The sequence below is a fragment of the Shigella flexneri 2a str. 301 genome, assembly GCF_000006925.2.
Classification (GTDB): Bacteria; Pseudomonadota; Gammaproteobacteria; order Enterobacterales; family Enterobacteriaceae; genus ECMA0423.
Map to the genome: position 1 here is coordinate 1,751,665 of NC_004337.2, position 15,406 is coordinate 1,767,070.

Genomic DNA, 15,406 nt, shown 5'->3' on the forward strand with positions numbered 1-15,406 from the left:
TAGCGCACTGAAAGGTGATGTTTATTTACTCTATGGATTTCGAGTTGCAGGAAGGCGGCAAGCGAGTGAACTCCAGGAGCTTACAATAGTAAGTGACTGGGGTGAACGAACGTAGCCGCAGCACATGCAACTTGAAATACGACGAGTAAATCGTTTGCGTGTTGCCTGAGTTGTTGTACCACATTTTTTTCTAACACGCCCATCAGAATTAAGGGCAGAATCGGCCTGTTAAAAACCGCTGAAATTGCTCATCATTATGCAGGTGAGTTTCGCGTGTTCACGTCGCGTCGACGATTTGACGCACAAAAAAGGTGAAAAGTAGTTATGGTAAATGTTCGTCAGCCCAGGGATGTCGCACAAATTCTGCTTTCGGTGCTGTTTTTAGCCATCATGATTGTGGCATGTCTGTGGATTGTTCAACCCTTTATTCTCGGCTTTGCATGGGCCGGTACGGTGGTTATCGCCACTTGGCCGGTATTGTTACGTTTGCAAAAGATCATGTTTGGCCGCCGCTCTCTCGCCGTTCTGGTGATGACGCTGTTATTAGTGATGGTGTTTATCATCCCTATTGCTTTGCTGGTTAACAGTATCGTCGACGGCAGCGGCCCGCTAATTAAAGCCATTTCCAGCGGCGACATGACGTTACCCGATCTGGCGTGGCTTAATACCATTCCGGTGATTGGCGCGAAGCTGTATGCAGGCTGGCACAACTTGCTGGATATGGGGGGTACGGCGATCATGGCGAAAGTCCGCCCTTATATTGGCACCACCACCACCTGGTTCGTTGGGCAGGCGGCGCATATCGGGCGCTTTATGGTGCATTGTGCGCTGATGCTTCTCTTCAGTGCCCTGCTGTACTGGCGCGGTGAACAGGTGGCACAAGGCATTCGCCATTTTGCAACCCGTCTGGCAGGCGTTCGCGGAGATGCCGCCGTGCTGCTGGCGGCACAGGCTATCCGCGCGGTGGCGCTGGGTGTGGTGGTGACGGCGTTAGTACAGGCAGTGCTTGGCGGTATCGGCCTCGCCGTATCCGGCGTACCTTATGCAACGTTGCTAACGGTGTTAATGATCCTCTCCTGCCTTGTCCAGCTTGGCCCGTTGCCGGTACTGATTCCGGCGATTATCTGGCTCTACTGGACCGGCGATACCACCTGGGGAACGGTATTGTTAGTGTGGAGCGGTGTGGTTGGCACGCTGGATAACGTCATCCGCCCAATGTTAATTCGCATGGGTGCCGATTTACCGCTGATCCTGATCCTCTCTGGCGTTATTGGTGGTTTGATTGCTTTCGGGATGATCGGTCTGTTTATTGGTCCGGTTCTGTTAGCCGTTTCCTGGCGTCTGTTTGCCGCGTGGGTGGAAGAAGTCCCGCCACCGACGGACCAACCGGAAGAAATTCTCGAAGAACTTGGCGAAATCGAGAAACCGAATAAGTAATTTCTCATCAGGCGGCTCTGCCGCCTGATTGTTAATCACCGCTAATTGATATTTGCTTGCTCTTCCCCATATTTTCCTGCTTACCGCCATTCAGCTGGTAGTACCTGTCGCAAATTCTTTACAGTTTTTAAACTAATGAGACGAATCTGATCGACGCAAAAAGTCCGTATGCCTACTATTAGCTCACGGTTATAAATCAACATATTGATTTATAAGCATGGAAATCCCCTGAGTGAAACAACGAATTGCTGTGTGTAGTCTTTTCCCATCTCCCACGATGGGCTTTTTTTTAACATTTTTCCGCTTCGCTACCTCGCCCCTCACTCTTTCCAATAATGTTGCACAAGATACTGTGACTCTCTTCAAGCCGTCAGCAGGCTGATAATGTTATTTATATTTTATTGTTTATTTCATGCAGCCATTACACGATGAACGCTTATGAACTCCAGGCACTCCGCCATATTTTTGCCATGACTATTGATGAATGCGCGACCTGGATTGCCCAGACCGGTGACAGTGAAAGCTGGCGTCAGTGGGAAAATGGCAAATGCGCCATTCCTGATTGTGTAGTCGAGCAACTGTTGGCTATGCGTCAGCAACGAAAAAAACATCTTCATGCCATCATAGAGAAAATAAATAACCGCATCGGCAACAACACCATGCGTTTTTTCCCCGACTTAACCGCGTTTCAACAAGTCTACCCTGATGGCAATTTTATTGACTGGAAGATCTATCAATCGGTAGCCGCTGAATTATATGCACACGATCTGGAGCGGCTTTGTTAATTTTTCCACAGAAAGGAATTGTCGTTGTTACAACAATAATGAATGGATACTGACACAACATCGCTACACTTTTTAAAGCACCTTTGCTAAGTAGAACCTATGAAAAATCCCTATTACCCTACCGCACTTGGGTTGTATTTTAATTACCTGGTGCATGGTATGGGCGTCATTTTGATGAGCCTGAATATGGCCTCGCTGGAGACACTTTGGCAGACTAATGCCGCGGGTGTCTCGATAGTTATCTCATCGCTGGGCATTGGTCGATTAAGTGTCTTGCTTTTTGCAGGATTATTATCCGATCGCTTTGGTCGCCGCCCTTTTATCATGCTCGGGATGTGCTGCTATATGGCCTTCTTTTTTGACATCCTGCAGACCAATAACATCATTATCGCTTATGTTTTTGGCTTTCTGGCGGGAATGGCAAACAGTTTTCTCGATGCAGGCACTTATCCCAGTTTGATGGAAGCTTTTCCACGCTCACCTGGGACAGCCAATATTTTAATTAAAGCATTTGTTTCCAGCGGACAATTTTTATTACCGCTAATCATTAGCCTGTTAGTGTGGGCTGAACTGTGGTTCGGTTGGTCCTTTATGATTGCTGCAGGCATTATGTTTATTAACGCTCTGTTTTTATACCGTTGTACGTTCCCACCCCATCCGGGTCGTCGCTTACCTGTCATAAAGAAAACCACCAGCTCTACGGAACATCGCTGTTCAATTATCGATTTAGCCAGTTATACCTTATATGGCTATATCTCAATGGCAACGTTTTATCTGGTTAGCCAGTGGCTGGCACAGTACGGACAATTTGTTGCAGGCATGTCATACACTATGTCGATCAAACTACTCAGTATCTACACCGTGGGTTCGCTGCTTTGTGTATTTATTACCGCTCCACTCATTCGTAATACCGTTCGCCCAACAACATTACTGATGCTGTACACCTTTATCTCATTTATTGCTCTGTTTACCGTCTGCCTGCATCCCACATTTTATGTGGTGATAATATTTGCTTTTGTCATTGGTTTTACCTCTGCTGGAGGTGTTGTGCAAATTGGCCTGACGTTAATGGCTGAACGTTTCCCTTACGCTAAAGGTAAAGCTACAGGGATCTATTACAGTACGGGCAGTATTGCGACCTTTACTATTCCGTTGATTACGGCTCATCTGTCCCAAAGAAGTATTGCCGATATTATGTGGTTCGATACTGCCATCGGTTTTTTACTGGCACTGTTTATCGGCTTACGCAGCCGCAAAAAAACGCGGCATCACTCGCTAAAGGAAAATGTCGCTCCGGGTGGGTAATGCAATATTCTTTTCAGGTCATGCAAGATCTTACGGATAAATAACTCTTTCTGCGCTAACTAAGGAAAATCGCGATCAAAAACAAACTATGACATGCAATATTCCTGGAAACATAAACTTTATGCCATGTACCCAGGGAAAATCATCTTCAGTATAGTAATTATGTAAACCGTCGGAGAACAATACGTACGGTAACGAAATTATCTTTCAGCACGCCATTTATCCTGGCTGTTCTTTGTATTTACTTCAGCTATTTCCTGCACGGCATTAGTGTTATTACGCTTGCCCAAAATATGACATCTCTGGCAGAAAAGTTTTCCACTGACAACGCGGGCATTGCCTATTTAATTTCCGGTATCGGTTTGGGGCGATTGATCAGTATTTTATTCTTCGGTGTGATCTCCGATAAGTTTGGTCGTCGGGCGGTGATATTAATGGCAGTAATAATGTATCTGCTATTCTTCTTTGGTATTCCCGCTTGCCCGAATTTAACTCTCGCCTACGGTCTGGCAGTGTGCGTAGGTATCGCTAACTCAGCGCTGGATACGGGTGGCTACCCCGCGCTCATGGAATGCTTTCCGAAAGCCTCTGGTTCGGCGGTCATACTGGTTAAAGCGATGGTGTCATTTGGGCAAATGTTCTACCCAATGCTGGTGAGCTATATGTTGCTCAATAATATCTGGTACGGCTATGGGCTGATTATTCCGGGTATTCTGTTTGTACTGATCACGCTGATGCTGTTGAAAAGCAAATTCCCCAGCCAGTTGGTGGACGCCAGCGTAGCTAATGAATTACCGCAAATGAACAGCAAACCTTTAGTCTGGCTGGAAGGTGTTTCATCGGTACTGTTCGGTGTAGCCGCATTCTCGACCTTTTATGTGATTGTGGTGTGGATGCCCAAATATGCGATGGCTTTTGCTGGTATGTCAGAAGCTGAGGCATTAAAAACCATCTCTTATTACAGTATGGGCTCGTTGGTCTGTGTCTTTATTTTTGCCGCACTACTGAAAAAAATGGTCCGGCCCATCTGGGCTAATGTATTTAACTCTGCGCTGGCAACAATAACAGCTGCCATTATCTACCTGTACCCTTCTCCACTGGTGTGTAATGCCGGCGCCTTTGTTATCGGTTTCTCAGCAGCTGGCGGCATTTTACAGCTCGGTGTTTCGGTCATGTCAGAGTTTTTCCCCAAAAGCAAAGCCAAAGTCACCAGTATTTATATGATGATGGGTGGACTGGCTAACTTTGTTATTCCGCTGATTACCGGTTATCTGTCGAACATCGGCCTGCAATATATCATTGTTCTCGATTTTACTTTCGCGCTGCTGGCCCTGATTACCGCAATTATTGTTTTTAGCCGCTATTACCGCGTTTTTATTATTCCTGAGAATGATGTGCGGTTTGGCGAACGCAAATTTAGCACCCGGTTAAACACAATTAAGCATAGAGGTTAAAGGAGTTAATTATGGATGTTACCGCAAAATACGAATTGATTGGATTGATGGCTTATCCTATCCGCCACAGTTTATCGCCTGAAATGCAGAATAAAGCCTTAGAAAAAGCGGGATTGCCATTTACCTATATGGCCTTCGAAGTGGATAACGATAGCTTTCCCGGAGCAATTGAAGGATTAAAAGCCCTCAAAATGCGCGGAACTGGTGTGTCGATGCCGAACAAACAACTGGCGTGTGAATATGTTGATGAATTAACGCCAGCAGCCAAACTGGTGGGTGCCATCAACACCATCGTTAATGATGATGGCTATCTGCGTGGCTATAACACCGACGGCACGGGCCATATTCGCGCCATTAAAGAGAGCGGTTTTGATATCAAAGGCAAAACGATGGTGCTGTTAGGGGCCGGAGGTGCCTCAACGGCGATTGGCGCGCAGGGGGCAATTGAAGGTTTAAAAGAAATTAAACTCTTTAACCGTCGGGATGAGTTCTTCGATAAAGCCCTCGCCTTCGCGCAGCGGGTTAACGAAAACACCGATTGTGTCGTCACGGATACCGATCTCGCCGATCAGCAAGCCTTTGCTGAAGCCCTGGCTTCCGCCGACATTTTAACCAATGGCACAAAAGTAGGTATGAAACCCTTTGAGAATGAATCATTGGTTAATGATATCAGTCTGTTACATCCGGGACTGCTGGTCACTGAATGCGTGTATAACCCGCATATGACGAAGTTATTGCAGCAGGCACAACAAGCTGGTTGCAAAACGATTGATGGATACGGCATGTTGTTGTGGCAAGGGGCTGAACAGTTCACGTTATGGACTGGCAAAGATTTCCCTCTGGAATATGTTAAACAGGTCATGGGGTTCGGTGCCTGACAGGCTGACCGCGTGCAGAAAGGGTAAAAAATGAAAACCGTAACTGTAAAAGATCTCGTCATTGGTGCGGGCGCACCTAAAATCATCGTCTCGCTGATGGCGAAAGATATCGCCCGCGTGAAATCCGAAGCTCTCGCCTATCGTGAAGCGGACTTTGATATTCTGGAATGGCGTGTGGACCACTTTGCCGACCTCTCCAATGTGGAGTCTGTCATGGCGGCGGCAAAAATTCTCCGTGAAACCATGCCAGAAAAACCGCTGCTGTTTACCTTCCGCAGTGCCAAAGAAGGCGGCGAGCAGGCGATTTCCACCGAGGCTTATATTGCTCTCAATCGTGCAGCCATCGACAGCGGCCTGGTTGATATGATCGATCTGGAGTTATTTACCGGCGATGATCAGGTCAAAGAAACCGTCGCCTACGCCCACGCGCATGATGTGAAAGTTGTCATGTCCAACCATGACTTCCATAAAACGCCGGAAGCCGAAGAAATCATTGCCCGTCTGCGCAAAATGCAGTCCTTCGACGCCGATATTCCTAAGATTGCGCTGATGCCGCAAAGTACCAGCGATGTGCTGACGTTGCTTGCCGCGACCCTGGAGATGCAGGAGCAGTATGCCGATCGTCCAATCATCACGATGTCGATGGCAAAAACTGGCGTAATTTCTCGTCTGGTTGGTGAAGTATTTGGCTCGGCGGCAACTTTTGGTGCGGTAAAAAAAGCCTCTGCGCCAGGGCAAATCTCGGTAAATGATTTGCGCACGGTATTAACTATTTTACATCAGGCATAAGCAATAATATTTCGGCGGAAATACCCTCCCCCGCCGAAATAAAAAAAGTATTTTTAACCGTATTTTGGTAATGACTCCAACTTACTGATAGTGTTTTATGTTCAGATAATGCCCGATGACCTTGTCATGCAGCTCCACCGATTTTGAGAACGACAGTGACTTCCGTACCAGCCTTGCCAGATGTTGTCTCAGATTCAGATTATGTCGCTCAATGCGCTGAGTGTAACGCTTGCTGATAACGTGCAGCTTTCCCTTCAGGCGTGATTCATACAGCGGACAGCCATCCGTCATCCATACCACGACCTCAAAGGCCGACAGCAGGCTCAGAAGACGCTCCAGTGTGGCCAGAGTGCGTTCACCGAAGACGTGCGCCACAACCGTCCTCCGTATCCTGTCATACGCGTAAAACAGCCAGCGCTGACGTGATTTAGCACCGACGTAGCCCCAATGTTCGTCCATTTCAGCGCAGACAATCACATCACTGCCCGGTTGTATGCGCGAGGTTACCGACTGCGGCCTGAGTTTTTTAAGTGACGTAAAACCGTGTTGAGGCCAACGCCCATAATGCGTGCACTGGCGCGACATCCGACGCCATTCATGGCCATATCAATGATTTTCTGGTGCGTACCGGGCTGAGAGGCGGTGTAAGTGAACTGTAGTTGCCATGTTTTACGGCAATGAGAGCAGAGATAGCGCTGATGTCCGGCAGTGCTTTTGCCGTTACGCACCACGCCTTCAGTAGCGGAGCAGGAAGGACATCTGATGGAAATGGAAGCCACGCAAGCACCTTAAAATCACCATCATACACTAAATCAGTAAGTTGGCAGCATTACCCTTACGCCGACTGAATACAGTACCAAAGGAAAGCCAAATATTATCGTACTAACCATGGATGATCTTGGTTATGGACAACTTCCTTTTGATAAGGGATCTTTTGACCCAAAAACAATGGAAAATCGTGAAGTTGTCGATACCTACAAAATAGGGATAGATAAAGCCATTGAAGCTGCACAAAAATCAACGCCGACGCTCCTTTCATTAATGGATGAAGGCGTACGTTTTACTAACGGCTATGTGGCACACGGTGTTTCCGGCCCCTCCCGTGCCGCAATAATGACCGGTCGAGCTCCCGCCCGCTTTGGTGTCTATTCCAATACCGATGCTCAGGATGGTATTCCGCTAACAGAAACTTTCTTGCCTGAATTATTCCAGAATCATGGTTATTACACTGCAGCAGTAGGTAAATGGCACTTGTCAAAAATCAGTAATGTGCCGGTACCGGAAGATAAACAAACGCGTGACTATCATGACAACTTCACCACATTTTCTGCGGAAGAATGGCAACCTCAAAACCGTGGCTTTGATTACTTTATGGGATTCCACGCTGCAGGAACGGCATATTACAACTCCCCTTCACTGTTCAAAAATCGTGAACGTGTCCCCGCAAAAGGTTATATCAGCGATCAGTTAACCGATGAGGCAATTGGCGTTGTTGATCGTGCCAAAACACTTGACCAGCCTTTTATGCTTTACCTGGCTTATAATGCTCCGCACCTACCAAATGATAATCCTGCACCGGATCAATATCAGAAGCAATTTAATACCGGTAGTCAAACAGCAGATAACTACTACGCTTCCGTTTATTCTGTTGATCAGGGTGTAAAACGCATTCTCGAACAACTGAAGAAAAACGGACAGTATGACAATACAATTATTCTCTTTACCTCCGATAATGGTGCGGTTATCGATGGTCCTCTGCCGCTGAACGGGGCGCAAAAAGGCTATAAGAGTCAGACCTATCCTGGCGGTACTCACACCCCAATGTTTATGTGGTGGAAAGGAAAACTTCAACCCGGTAATTATGACAAGCTGATTTCCGCAATGGATTTCTACCCAACAGCTCTTGATGCAGCCGATATCAGCATTCCAAAAGACCTTAAGCTGGATGGTGTTCCCTTGCTGCCCTGGTTGCAAGATAAGAAACAAGGCGAGCCACATAAAAATCTGACCTGGATAACCTCTTATTCTCACTGGTTTGATGAGGAAAATATTCCATTCTGGGATAATTACCACAAATTTGTTCGCCATCAGTCAGACGATTACCCGCATAACCCCAACACTGAGGACTTAAGCCAATTCTCTTATACGGTGAGAAATAACGATTATTCGCTTGTCTATACAGTAGAAAACAATCAGTTAGGTCTCTACAAACTGACGGATCTACAGCAAAAAGATAACCTTGCCGCCGCCAATCCGCAGGTCGTTAAAGAGATGCAAGGCGTGGTAAGAGAGTTTATCGACAGCAGCCAGCCACCGCTTAGCGAGGTAAATCAGGAGAAGTTTAACAATATCAAGAAAGCACTAAGCGAAGCGAAATAACTAAACCTTCATGCGGCGGATTTTTCCGCCGCCTTATTGAGCGAGATAGCGATGCACGTTACAGCCAAGCCCTCCAGTTTTCAATGTAATCTCAAATGTGATTACTGTTTTTACCTTGAAAAAGAGTCGCAGTTTACTCATGAAAAATGGATGGATGACAGCACTCTGAAAGAGTTCATCAAACAATATATCGAAGCGTCTGGCAATCAGGTCTATTTTACCTGGCAAGGCGGTGAACCCACTCTGGCTGGCCTGGATTTTTTCCGTAAAGTTATTCACTATCAACAACGCTATGCAGGCCAAAAACGTATTTTTAATACATTACAAACGAATGGCATTTTATTGAATAATGAATGGTGTGCCTTTCTCAAAGAACATGAATTTCTGGTTGGTATCTCGATCGATGGCCCCCAGGAGTTACATGACCGTTACAGACGCAGTAATTCAGGTAACGGTACTTTTGCAAAAGTGATAGCAGCCATCGAGCGTCTGAAATCATATCAAGTAGAGTTTAATACGTTAACCGTCATTAATAACGTTAATGTCCATTATCCTCTTGAGGTTTATCATTTTTTAAAATCTATCGGCAGTAAACATATGCAATTTATCGAATTGCTAGAAACCGGGACGCCGAATATTGATTTCAGTGGTCATAGTGAGAACACATTCCGTATCATTGATTTTTCTGTGCCTCCCACGGCTTATGGCAAGTTTATGTCAACCATTTTTATGCAATGGGTTAAAAACGATGTGGGTGAAATTTTCATTCGTCAGTTTGAAAGCTTTGTCAGCCGTTTTTTGGGGAATGGGCATACAAGTTGTATTTTCCAGGAGTCCTGCAAGGATAATCTGGTTGTTGAAAGTAATGGAGACATTTACGAATGCGACCATTTTGTCTATCCACAGTACAAAATTGGAAACATTAATAAATCTGAACTCAAAACGATGAACAGTGTACAACTGACAGCGCAAAAAAAACGGATTTCAGCGAAATGTCAGCAATGTGCATATAAACCTATCTGCAATGGCGGTTGTCCTAAGCATCGTATTACTAAAGTAAACAATGAGACTGTTTCTTATTTTTGCGAAGGTTATAAAATCCTTTTTTCAACCATGGTACCTTATATGAACGCCATGGTTGAGTTAGCTAAGAACAGAGTACCGCTTTACCACATTATGGATGTTGCAAAACAAATGGAGAATAATTAATAACGCTCTCTTTTAACTCCATTCTTAGCCTCCTTCTTATGACCTTAACAAGGCACCCGACATAAATTCCTGTCGGGTGTTTCGTCATCATCATCTTCCCTTGCGAAAATCCTGGCTTACGTGGTATGCGTCAGGGCATTAGCAATACCCTTGATTATCAATAGCATAACCATAACCACTGAAAATTAAAAATTTCTATATATTTCATATTGTTAAATGATGCTTAAATAAATTTCATCAGTAAATCATTGCCATAGATAATCATTGGATGGCACAATCAATTTTCGCTAATGATAACCATTCCCATTACGTTTTGTATGTTGATAGCAAAGTATCTCTGTCTGCTGAAGCCCTTTTGGCTGCGTAAGAATAATAAAACTTCAGTGTTGTTAATCATTATTATCCTCGCAATGATCCTTGGCGTGGTTAAAATTCAGGTCTGGTTAAACGACTGGAATAATGATTTTTTCAATGCGCTAAGCCAGAAAGAAACCGATAAGCTTTGGCAGCTCGTTCTTTGGTTCCCTGCCCTGCTGGGGATCTTTGTATTAATATCCGCAAACAAAACATGGTTAATTAAACTACTGACTATTCGCTGGCGCGAATGGTTAACAGATTACTACCTTAATCGCTGGTTTGCAGATAAAAACTACTACTTCACGCAGATCTACGGCGAGCATAAAAATACAGATAACCCTGACCAACGTATCGCTGAAGACATTCTCTTACTGATCAACAAAACGCTCAGTCTTTCATTTGGCTTCATCCAGTCACTTAGCATGCTGATCACCTTTACCGTTATTCTTTGGCAAAGCGCGGGTACGCTCTCATTCACTGTTGGTGGAACAGAATGGAATATCCAGGGGTATATGGTCTATACCGTCGTGCTCATTGTGATCGGTGGAACTTTATTTACCCATAAGGTGGGTAAACGTATTCGTCCGCTTAATGTGGAAAAACAACGTAGCGAAGCGACATTTCGAACTAATCTTGTGCAGCATAATAAGCAGGCAGAACTGATTGCGCTAAGCAATGCTGAGTCTCTACAACGCCAGGAGTTGCGCGACAATTTTCATACCATTAAAGAGAACTGGCATCGTTTAATGAATCGTCAGCGGTGGCTTGATTACTGGCAAAATATTTATTCGCGCTCGCTTAGCGTTCTTCCCTACTTTCTGTTATTGCCGCAGTTTATTAGCGGGCAGATCAATCTGGGCGGACTGATGAAATCGCGCCAGGCATTTATGCTAGTATCGAACAATTTAAGCTGGTTTATTTATAAATATGACGAACTTGCTGAACTGGCTGCGGTTATCGATCGCTTGTATGAGTTCCATCAACTCACTGAATAGCGCCCTACGAATAAGCCTAAAAATTGCCAACATGCGGTACAAGTGGCTAATGCGAGTATTCGTACGCCTGATAATAAGATCATATTAGAGAACTTGAACTTTCATGTTTCGCCAGGCAAATGGCTATTACTGAAAGGCTACTCTGGTGCGGGAAAAACCACACTGCTTAAAACATTATCCCACTGCTGGCCGTGGTTTAAAGGTGATATTTCTTCTCCTGCTGACAGTTGGTATGTGTCACAAACACCGTTAATCAAAAGCGGCTTACTGAAAGAGATTATTTGTAAAGCACTTCCCCTGCCCGTAGACGATAAATCGTTGAGCGAAGTACTGCATCAGGTTGGTCTGGGAAAATTGGCTGCGCGTATTCATGACCACGATCGCTGGGGAGATATTCTTTCCAGCGGCGAAAAACAACGTATCGCCCTGGCACGATTAATTTTACGACGTCCGAAATGGATATTTCTTGACGAAACTACCTCTCATCTTGAGGAACAAGAGGCTATACGCTTACTGCGTTTAGTGCGTGAAAAACTACCCACAAGCGGCGTCATTATGGTTACACATCAACCCGGTGTCTGGAACCTGGCTGATGATATTTGTGACATTAGCACGGTTTTATAACAACAATAAAAGCCCTGCTGTACGGAGATATAAATAAATGAAGCGAGTTCTTATTCCTGGCGTCATTTTATGTGGCGCTGATGTGGCGCAGGCCGTCGATGACAAAAACATGTACATGTATTTTTTTGAAGAGATGACGGTCTATGCTCCTGTCCCTGTACCCGTAAACGGCAACACGCATTACACCAGTGAAAGCATCGAGCGTTTACCGACCGGGAATGGCAATATCAGCGATCTGCTGAGAACCAACCCTGCGGTACGCATGGATTCAACGCAAAGTACCTCGTTGAACCAGGGAGATATTCGCCCTGAGAAAATCTCTATTCACGGTGCGTCGCCCTACCAGAATGCCTATTTGATTGACGGTATTAGTGCAACTAATAACCTGAACCCAGCGAATGAGTCCGATGCCAGTAGTGCAACCAATATTAGCGGGATGTCACAGGGGTATTATCTTGATGTCAGCTTACTGGACAATGTGACGCTTTATGACAGTTTTGTGCCGGTTGAATTTGGTCGCTTCAATGGCGGGGTAATTGATGCAAAGATCAAACGCTTCAACGCTGATGATAGCAAGGTGAAATTGGGTTATCGCACTACGCGTTTGGACTGGTTAACATCGCATATCGATGAGAATAACAAGAGCGCATTTAATCAAGGTTCTTCAGGAAGTACCTATTTCTCTCCAGATTTTAAAAAGAACTTTTATACCTTGTCGTTTAATCAGGAGCTGGCTGATAACTTTGGCGTTACCGCCGGTTTATCGCGCCGCCAGTCTGATATCACCCGCGCGGATTATGTTTCGAATGACGGCATTGTCGCCGGTCGGGCACAGTATAAAAACGTTATCGATACTGCATTGAGCAAATTTACCTGGTTTGCCAGCGACCGCTTTACCCACGATTTAACCTTAAAATATACCGGCTCCAGCCGTGATTATAATACCAGCACCTTCCCGCAGTCTGATCGCGAAATGGGTAATAAATCCTATGGTCTGGCATGGGATATGGATACGCAACTCGCATGGGCCAAACTACGTACCACCGTTGGTTGGGATCATATTAGTGATTATACCCGTCACGATCATGACATCTGGTACACCGAACTTTCATGTACATATGGTGATATTACAGGGCGTTGTACCCGTGGCGGATTAGGACACATTTCCCAGGCTGTAGATAATTACACCTTCAAAACACGCCTGGACTGGCAAAAATTCGCCGTGGGTGATGTTTCGCATCAACCCTACTTCGGCGCGGAATACATCTATTCCGATGCATGGACTGAACGCCATAACCAGTCTGAATCCTATGTGATTAATGCTGCAGGAAAGAAAACTAACCATACCATTTACCATAAAGGTAAAGGCAGCCTGGGAATTGACAACTACACGCTGTATATGGCGGATCACATTAGCTGGCGGAATGTGTCGTTAATGCCCGGTGTGCGTTATGACTATGACAACTATCTGTCAAACCACAATATCTCCCCGCGCTTTATGACGGAATGGGATATTTTTGCTGATCAAACCTCAATGATTACCGCCGGTTATAACCGTTACTATGGCGGGAATATTCTTGATATGGGATTACGTGATATCCGCAATAGCTGGACGGAATCGGTATCAGGTAATAAAACCCTGACGCGTTATCAGAATTTGAAAACGCCTTATAACGATGAACTGGCAATGGGATTGCAGCAAAAAATCGATAAGAACGTTATTGCACGCGCAAGTGAAGCGCATGATCAAATCAGCAAAAGCAGTCGTACCGACAGCGCGACTAAAACCACCATTACTGAATATAACAACGATGGCAAAACCAAAACGCATTCGTTTAACCTCAGTTTTGAACTGGCCGAACCCCTGCATATCCGCCAGGTAGATATTAACCCGCAAATTGTCTTTAGCTATATCAAGAGCAAGGGCAACTTGTCGTTAAACAATGGTTATGAGGAGAGCAATACCGGTGATAACCAGGTGGTTTATAACGGTAATCTGGTCTCTTACGATAGCGTTCCAGTGGCAGATTTTAATAACCCATTAAAGATCTCCTTAAACATGGATTTCACGCATCAACCGAGCGGGTTAGTGTGGGCGAATACGCTGGCCTGGCAAGAAGCGCGTAAAGCTCGCATTATCCTTGGTAAGACAAATGCGCAATACATCAGCGAATACTCAGATTACAAGCAGTATGTTGACGAAAAACTGGATAGCAGCCTGACCTGGGACACCCGCTTGTCCTGGACGCCACAATTTCTGAAACAACAAAACCTGACGATCAGTGCCGATATTCTCAATGTACTGGATAGCAAAACCGCTGTTGATACAACGAACACCGGTGTGGCGACCTACGCCAGTGGCCGTACTTTCTGGCTTGATGTCAGCATGAAATTTTAATAGTTCGGATTTTACTTAACCGGGTAAATTCGCCCGGTTTTCGCATGGAGATAATTATGAGAAACCTCTGTTTCTTACTGACGTTAGTGGCAACTCTGTTGCTCCCCGGGCGGCTGATTGCCGCCGCCTTACCGCAGGATGAAAAGTTAATTACCGGGCAACTGGACAATGACTTGCGATATATGATTTATCCGCATGCTCATCCAAAGGATCAGGTAAATTTATGGCTGCAAATTCATACCGGTTCATTGCAGGGTAATGACTCCAACTTACTGATAGTGTTTTATGTTCAGATAATGCCCGATGACCTTGTCATGCAGCTCCACCGATTTTGAGAACGACAGTAACTTCCGTCCCAGCCTTGCCAGATGTTGTCTCAGATTCAGATTATGTCGCTCAATGCGCTGAGTGTAACGCTTGCTGATAACGTGCAGCTTTCCCTTCAGGCGTGATTCATACAGCGGCCAGCCATCCGTCATCCATACCACGACCTCAAAGGCCGACAGCAGGCTCAGAAGACGCTCCAGTGTGGCCAGAGTGCGTTCACCGAAGACGTGCGCCACAACCGTCCTCCGTATCCTGTCATACGCGTAAAACAACCAGCGCTGACGTGATTTAGCACCGACGTAGCCCCAATGTTCGTCCATTTCAGCGCAGACAATCACATCACTGCCCGGTTGTATGCGCGAGGTTACCGACTGCGGCCTGAGTTTTTTAAGTGACGTAAAACCGTGTTGAGGCCAACGCCCATAATGCGTGCACTGGCGCGACATCCGACGCCATTCATGGCCATATC

The 15,406-nt window shown here is 45.6% G+C and carries 12 protein-coding genes, 1 pseudogene and 3 other annotated features (1 of these 16 cut by a window edge); of the genes and pseudogenes, 10 read left to right on the forward strand and 3 right to left on the reverse strand.

Features of this window, described 5'->3' with window-relative positions; genetic code table 11:
• Positions 1 to 324 precede the first annotated feature (324 nt).
• From SF1718 to aroD, 6 genes are all read left to right on the forward strand, one after another.
• On the forward strand, positions 325 to 1,437 hold the full coding sequence (locus SF1718) for a hypothetical protein (protein NP_707587.1): 1,113 nt from the start codon (positions 325 to 327) through the stop codon (positions 1,435 to 1,437).
• Between the two features lie 428 nt (positions 1,438 to 1,865).
• A complete protein-coding gene (locus SF1719) occupies positions 1,866 to 2,222 on the forward strand; it encodes a hypothetical protein (RefSeq protein ID NP_707588.2) in 357 nt (118 codons plus the stop codon).
• Positions 2,223 to 2,381: 159 nt separating this feature from the next.
• Positions 2,382 to 3,527 (forward strand): transport system permease, encoded by a 1,146-nt coding sequence (locus SF1720; protein ID NP_707589.2) that lies wholly within the window; start codon positions 2,382 to 2,384, stop codon positions 3,525 to 3,527.
• A 293-nt stretch (positions 3,528 to 3,820) separates the two neighbouring features.
• On the forward strand, positions 3,821 to 4,981 hold the full coding sequence (locus tag SF1721) for an amino acid/amine transport protein (protein NP_707590.1): 1,161 nt from the start codon (positions 3,821 to 3,823) through the stop codon (positions 4,979 to 4,981).
• Positions 4,982 to 4,992: 11 nt separating this feature from the next.
• Positions 4,993 to 5,859 carry a quinate/shikimate dehydrogenase gene (gene aroE, locus SF1722; RefSeq protein NP_707591.1) on the forward strand — a complete coding sequence of 289 codons (867 nt, stop codon included), beginning with the start codon at positions 4,993 to 4,995 and terminating at the stop codon, positions 5,857 to 5,859.
• A 30-nt stretch (positions 5,860 to 5,889) separates the two neighbouring features.
• Positions 5,890 to 6,648 carry a 3-dehydroquinase gene (aroD, locus tag SF1723; RefSeq protein NP_707592.1) on the forward strand — a complete coding sequence of 253 codons (759 nt, stop codon included), beginning with the start codon at positions 5,890 to 5,892 and terminating at the stop codon, positions 6,646 to 6,648.
• 66 nt (positions 6,649 to 6,714) lie between these two features.
• Positions 6,715 to 7,482 (reverse strand) — a mobile genetic element.
• Here the strand turns inward: aroD and insB (SF1724) are convergent.
• A complete protein-coding gene (insB, locus tag SF1724; protein ID NP_707593.1) occupies positions 6,730 to 7,125 on the reverse strand; it encodes an insertion element IS1 protein InsB in 396 nt (131 codons plus the stop codon). (Overlaps the previous feature by 396 nt.)
• Complete coding sequence (insA, locus tag SF1725; protein NP_707594.1) at positions 7,152 to 7,427, reverse strand: insertion element IS1 protein InsA; 276 nt, start codon at positions 7,425 to 7,427, stop codon at positions 7,152 to 7,154. It lies within the feature at positions 6,715 to 7,482.
• Before the next feature lie 54 nt (positions 7,483 to 7,536).
• On the opposite strand from insA, the gene ydeN reads away from it, so the two are divergent.
• From ydeN to yddB, 4 genes and pseudogenes are all read left to right on the forward strand, one after another.
• Positions 7,537 to 9,027, forward strand: coding sequence for a sulfatase (ydeN, locus tag SF1726; protein ID NP_707595.1), 1,491 nt, complete (start codon positions 7,537 to 7,539; stop codon positions 9,025 to 9,027).
• Positions 9,028 to 9,078: 51 nt separating this feature from the next.
• Entirely contained in the window at positions 9,079 to 10,236 is a 1,158-nt protein-coding gene (locus tag SF1727; RefSeq protein ID NP_707596.2) for a hypothetical protein, read from the forward strand.
• Positions 10,237 to 10,526: 290 nt separating this feature from the next.
• Positions 10,527 to 12,212: a sequence feature (Similar to Escherichia coli K12 ATP-binding component of a transport system gi: 1787772 (562 aa). BLAST with identity of 98% in 562 aa. This CDS contains an in-frame stop codon. The sequence has been checked and is believed to be correct.), on the forward strand.
• A pseudogene (gene yddA / locus SF1728) lies at positions 10,527 to 12,212 on the forward strand. Its footprint overlaps the feature before it by 1,686 nt.
• A gap of 37 nt (positions 12,213 to 12,249) precedes the next feature.
• Positions 12,250 to 14,610, forward strand: coding sequence for a hypothetical protein (gene yddB / locus SF1729; RefSeq protein ID NP_707597.1), 2,361 nt, complete (start codon positions 12,250 to 12,252; stop codon positions 14,608 to 14,610).
• A 254-nt stretch (positions 14,611 to 14,864) separates the two neighbouring features.
• Positions 14,865 to 15,406: a mobile genetic element, on the reverse strand; it runs 226 nt beyond the window's last position.
• Here yddB and insB (SF1730) read toward each other — a convergent pair.
• Complete coding sequence (gene insB / locus SF1730) at positions 14,880 to 15,383, reverse strand: insertion element IS1 protein InsB (RefSeq protein ID NP_707598.1); 504 nt, start codon at positions 15,381 to 15,383, stop codon at positions 14,880 to 14,882. Its footprint overlaps the feature before it by 504 nt.

What these genes read in the sequence shown, in the direction of transcription:
- SF1721 (NP_707590.1), top strand. Translation starts at nt 3,821, where the DNA reads ATGACATCTCTGGCAGAAAAGTTTTCCACTGACAACGCGGGCATTGCC.
- SF1718 (NP_707587.1), top strand. Translation starts at nt 325, where the DNA reads ATGGTAAATGTTCGTCAGCCCAGGGATGTCGCACAAATTCTGCTTTCG.
- SF1720 (NP_707589.2), top strand. Translation starts at nt 2,382, where the DNA reads ATGGGCGTCATTTTGATGAGCCTGAATATGGCCTCGCTGGAGACACTT.
- aroE (NP_707591.1), top strand. Translation starts at nt 4,993, where the DNA reads ATGGATGTTACCGCAAAATACGAATTGATTGGATTGATGGCTTATCCT.
- SF1727 (NP_707596.2), top strand. Translation starts at nt 9,079, where the DNA reads ATGCACGTTACAGCCAAGCCCTCCAGTTTTCAATGTAATCTCAAATGT.
- aroD (NP_707592.1), top strand. Translation starts at nt 5,890, where the DNA reads ATGAAAACCGTAACTGTAAAAGATCTCGTCATTGGTGCGGGCGCACCT.
- SF1719 (NP_707588.2), top strand. Translation starts at nt 1,866, where the DNA reads ATGAACGCTTATGAACTCCAGGCACTCCGCCATATTTTTGCCATGACT.
- ydeN (NP_707595.1), top strand. Translation starts at nt 7,537, where the DNA reads ATGGATGATCTTGGTTATGGACAACTTCCTTTTGATAAGGGATCTTTT.
- yddB (NP_707597.1), top strand. Translation starts at nt 12,250, where the DNA reads ATGAAGCGAGTTCTTATTCCTGGCGTCATTTTATGTGGCGCTGATGTG.
- insB (NP_707598.1), bottom strand. Translation starts at nt 15,383, where the DNA reads ATGTCGCGCCAGTGCACGCATTATGGGCGTTGGCCTCAACACGGTTTT.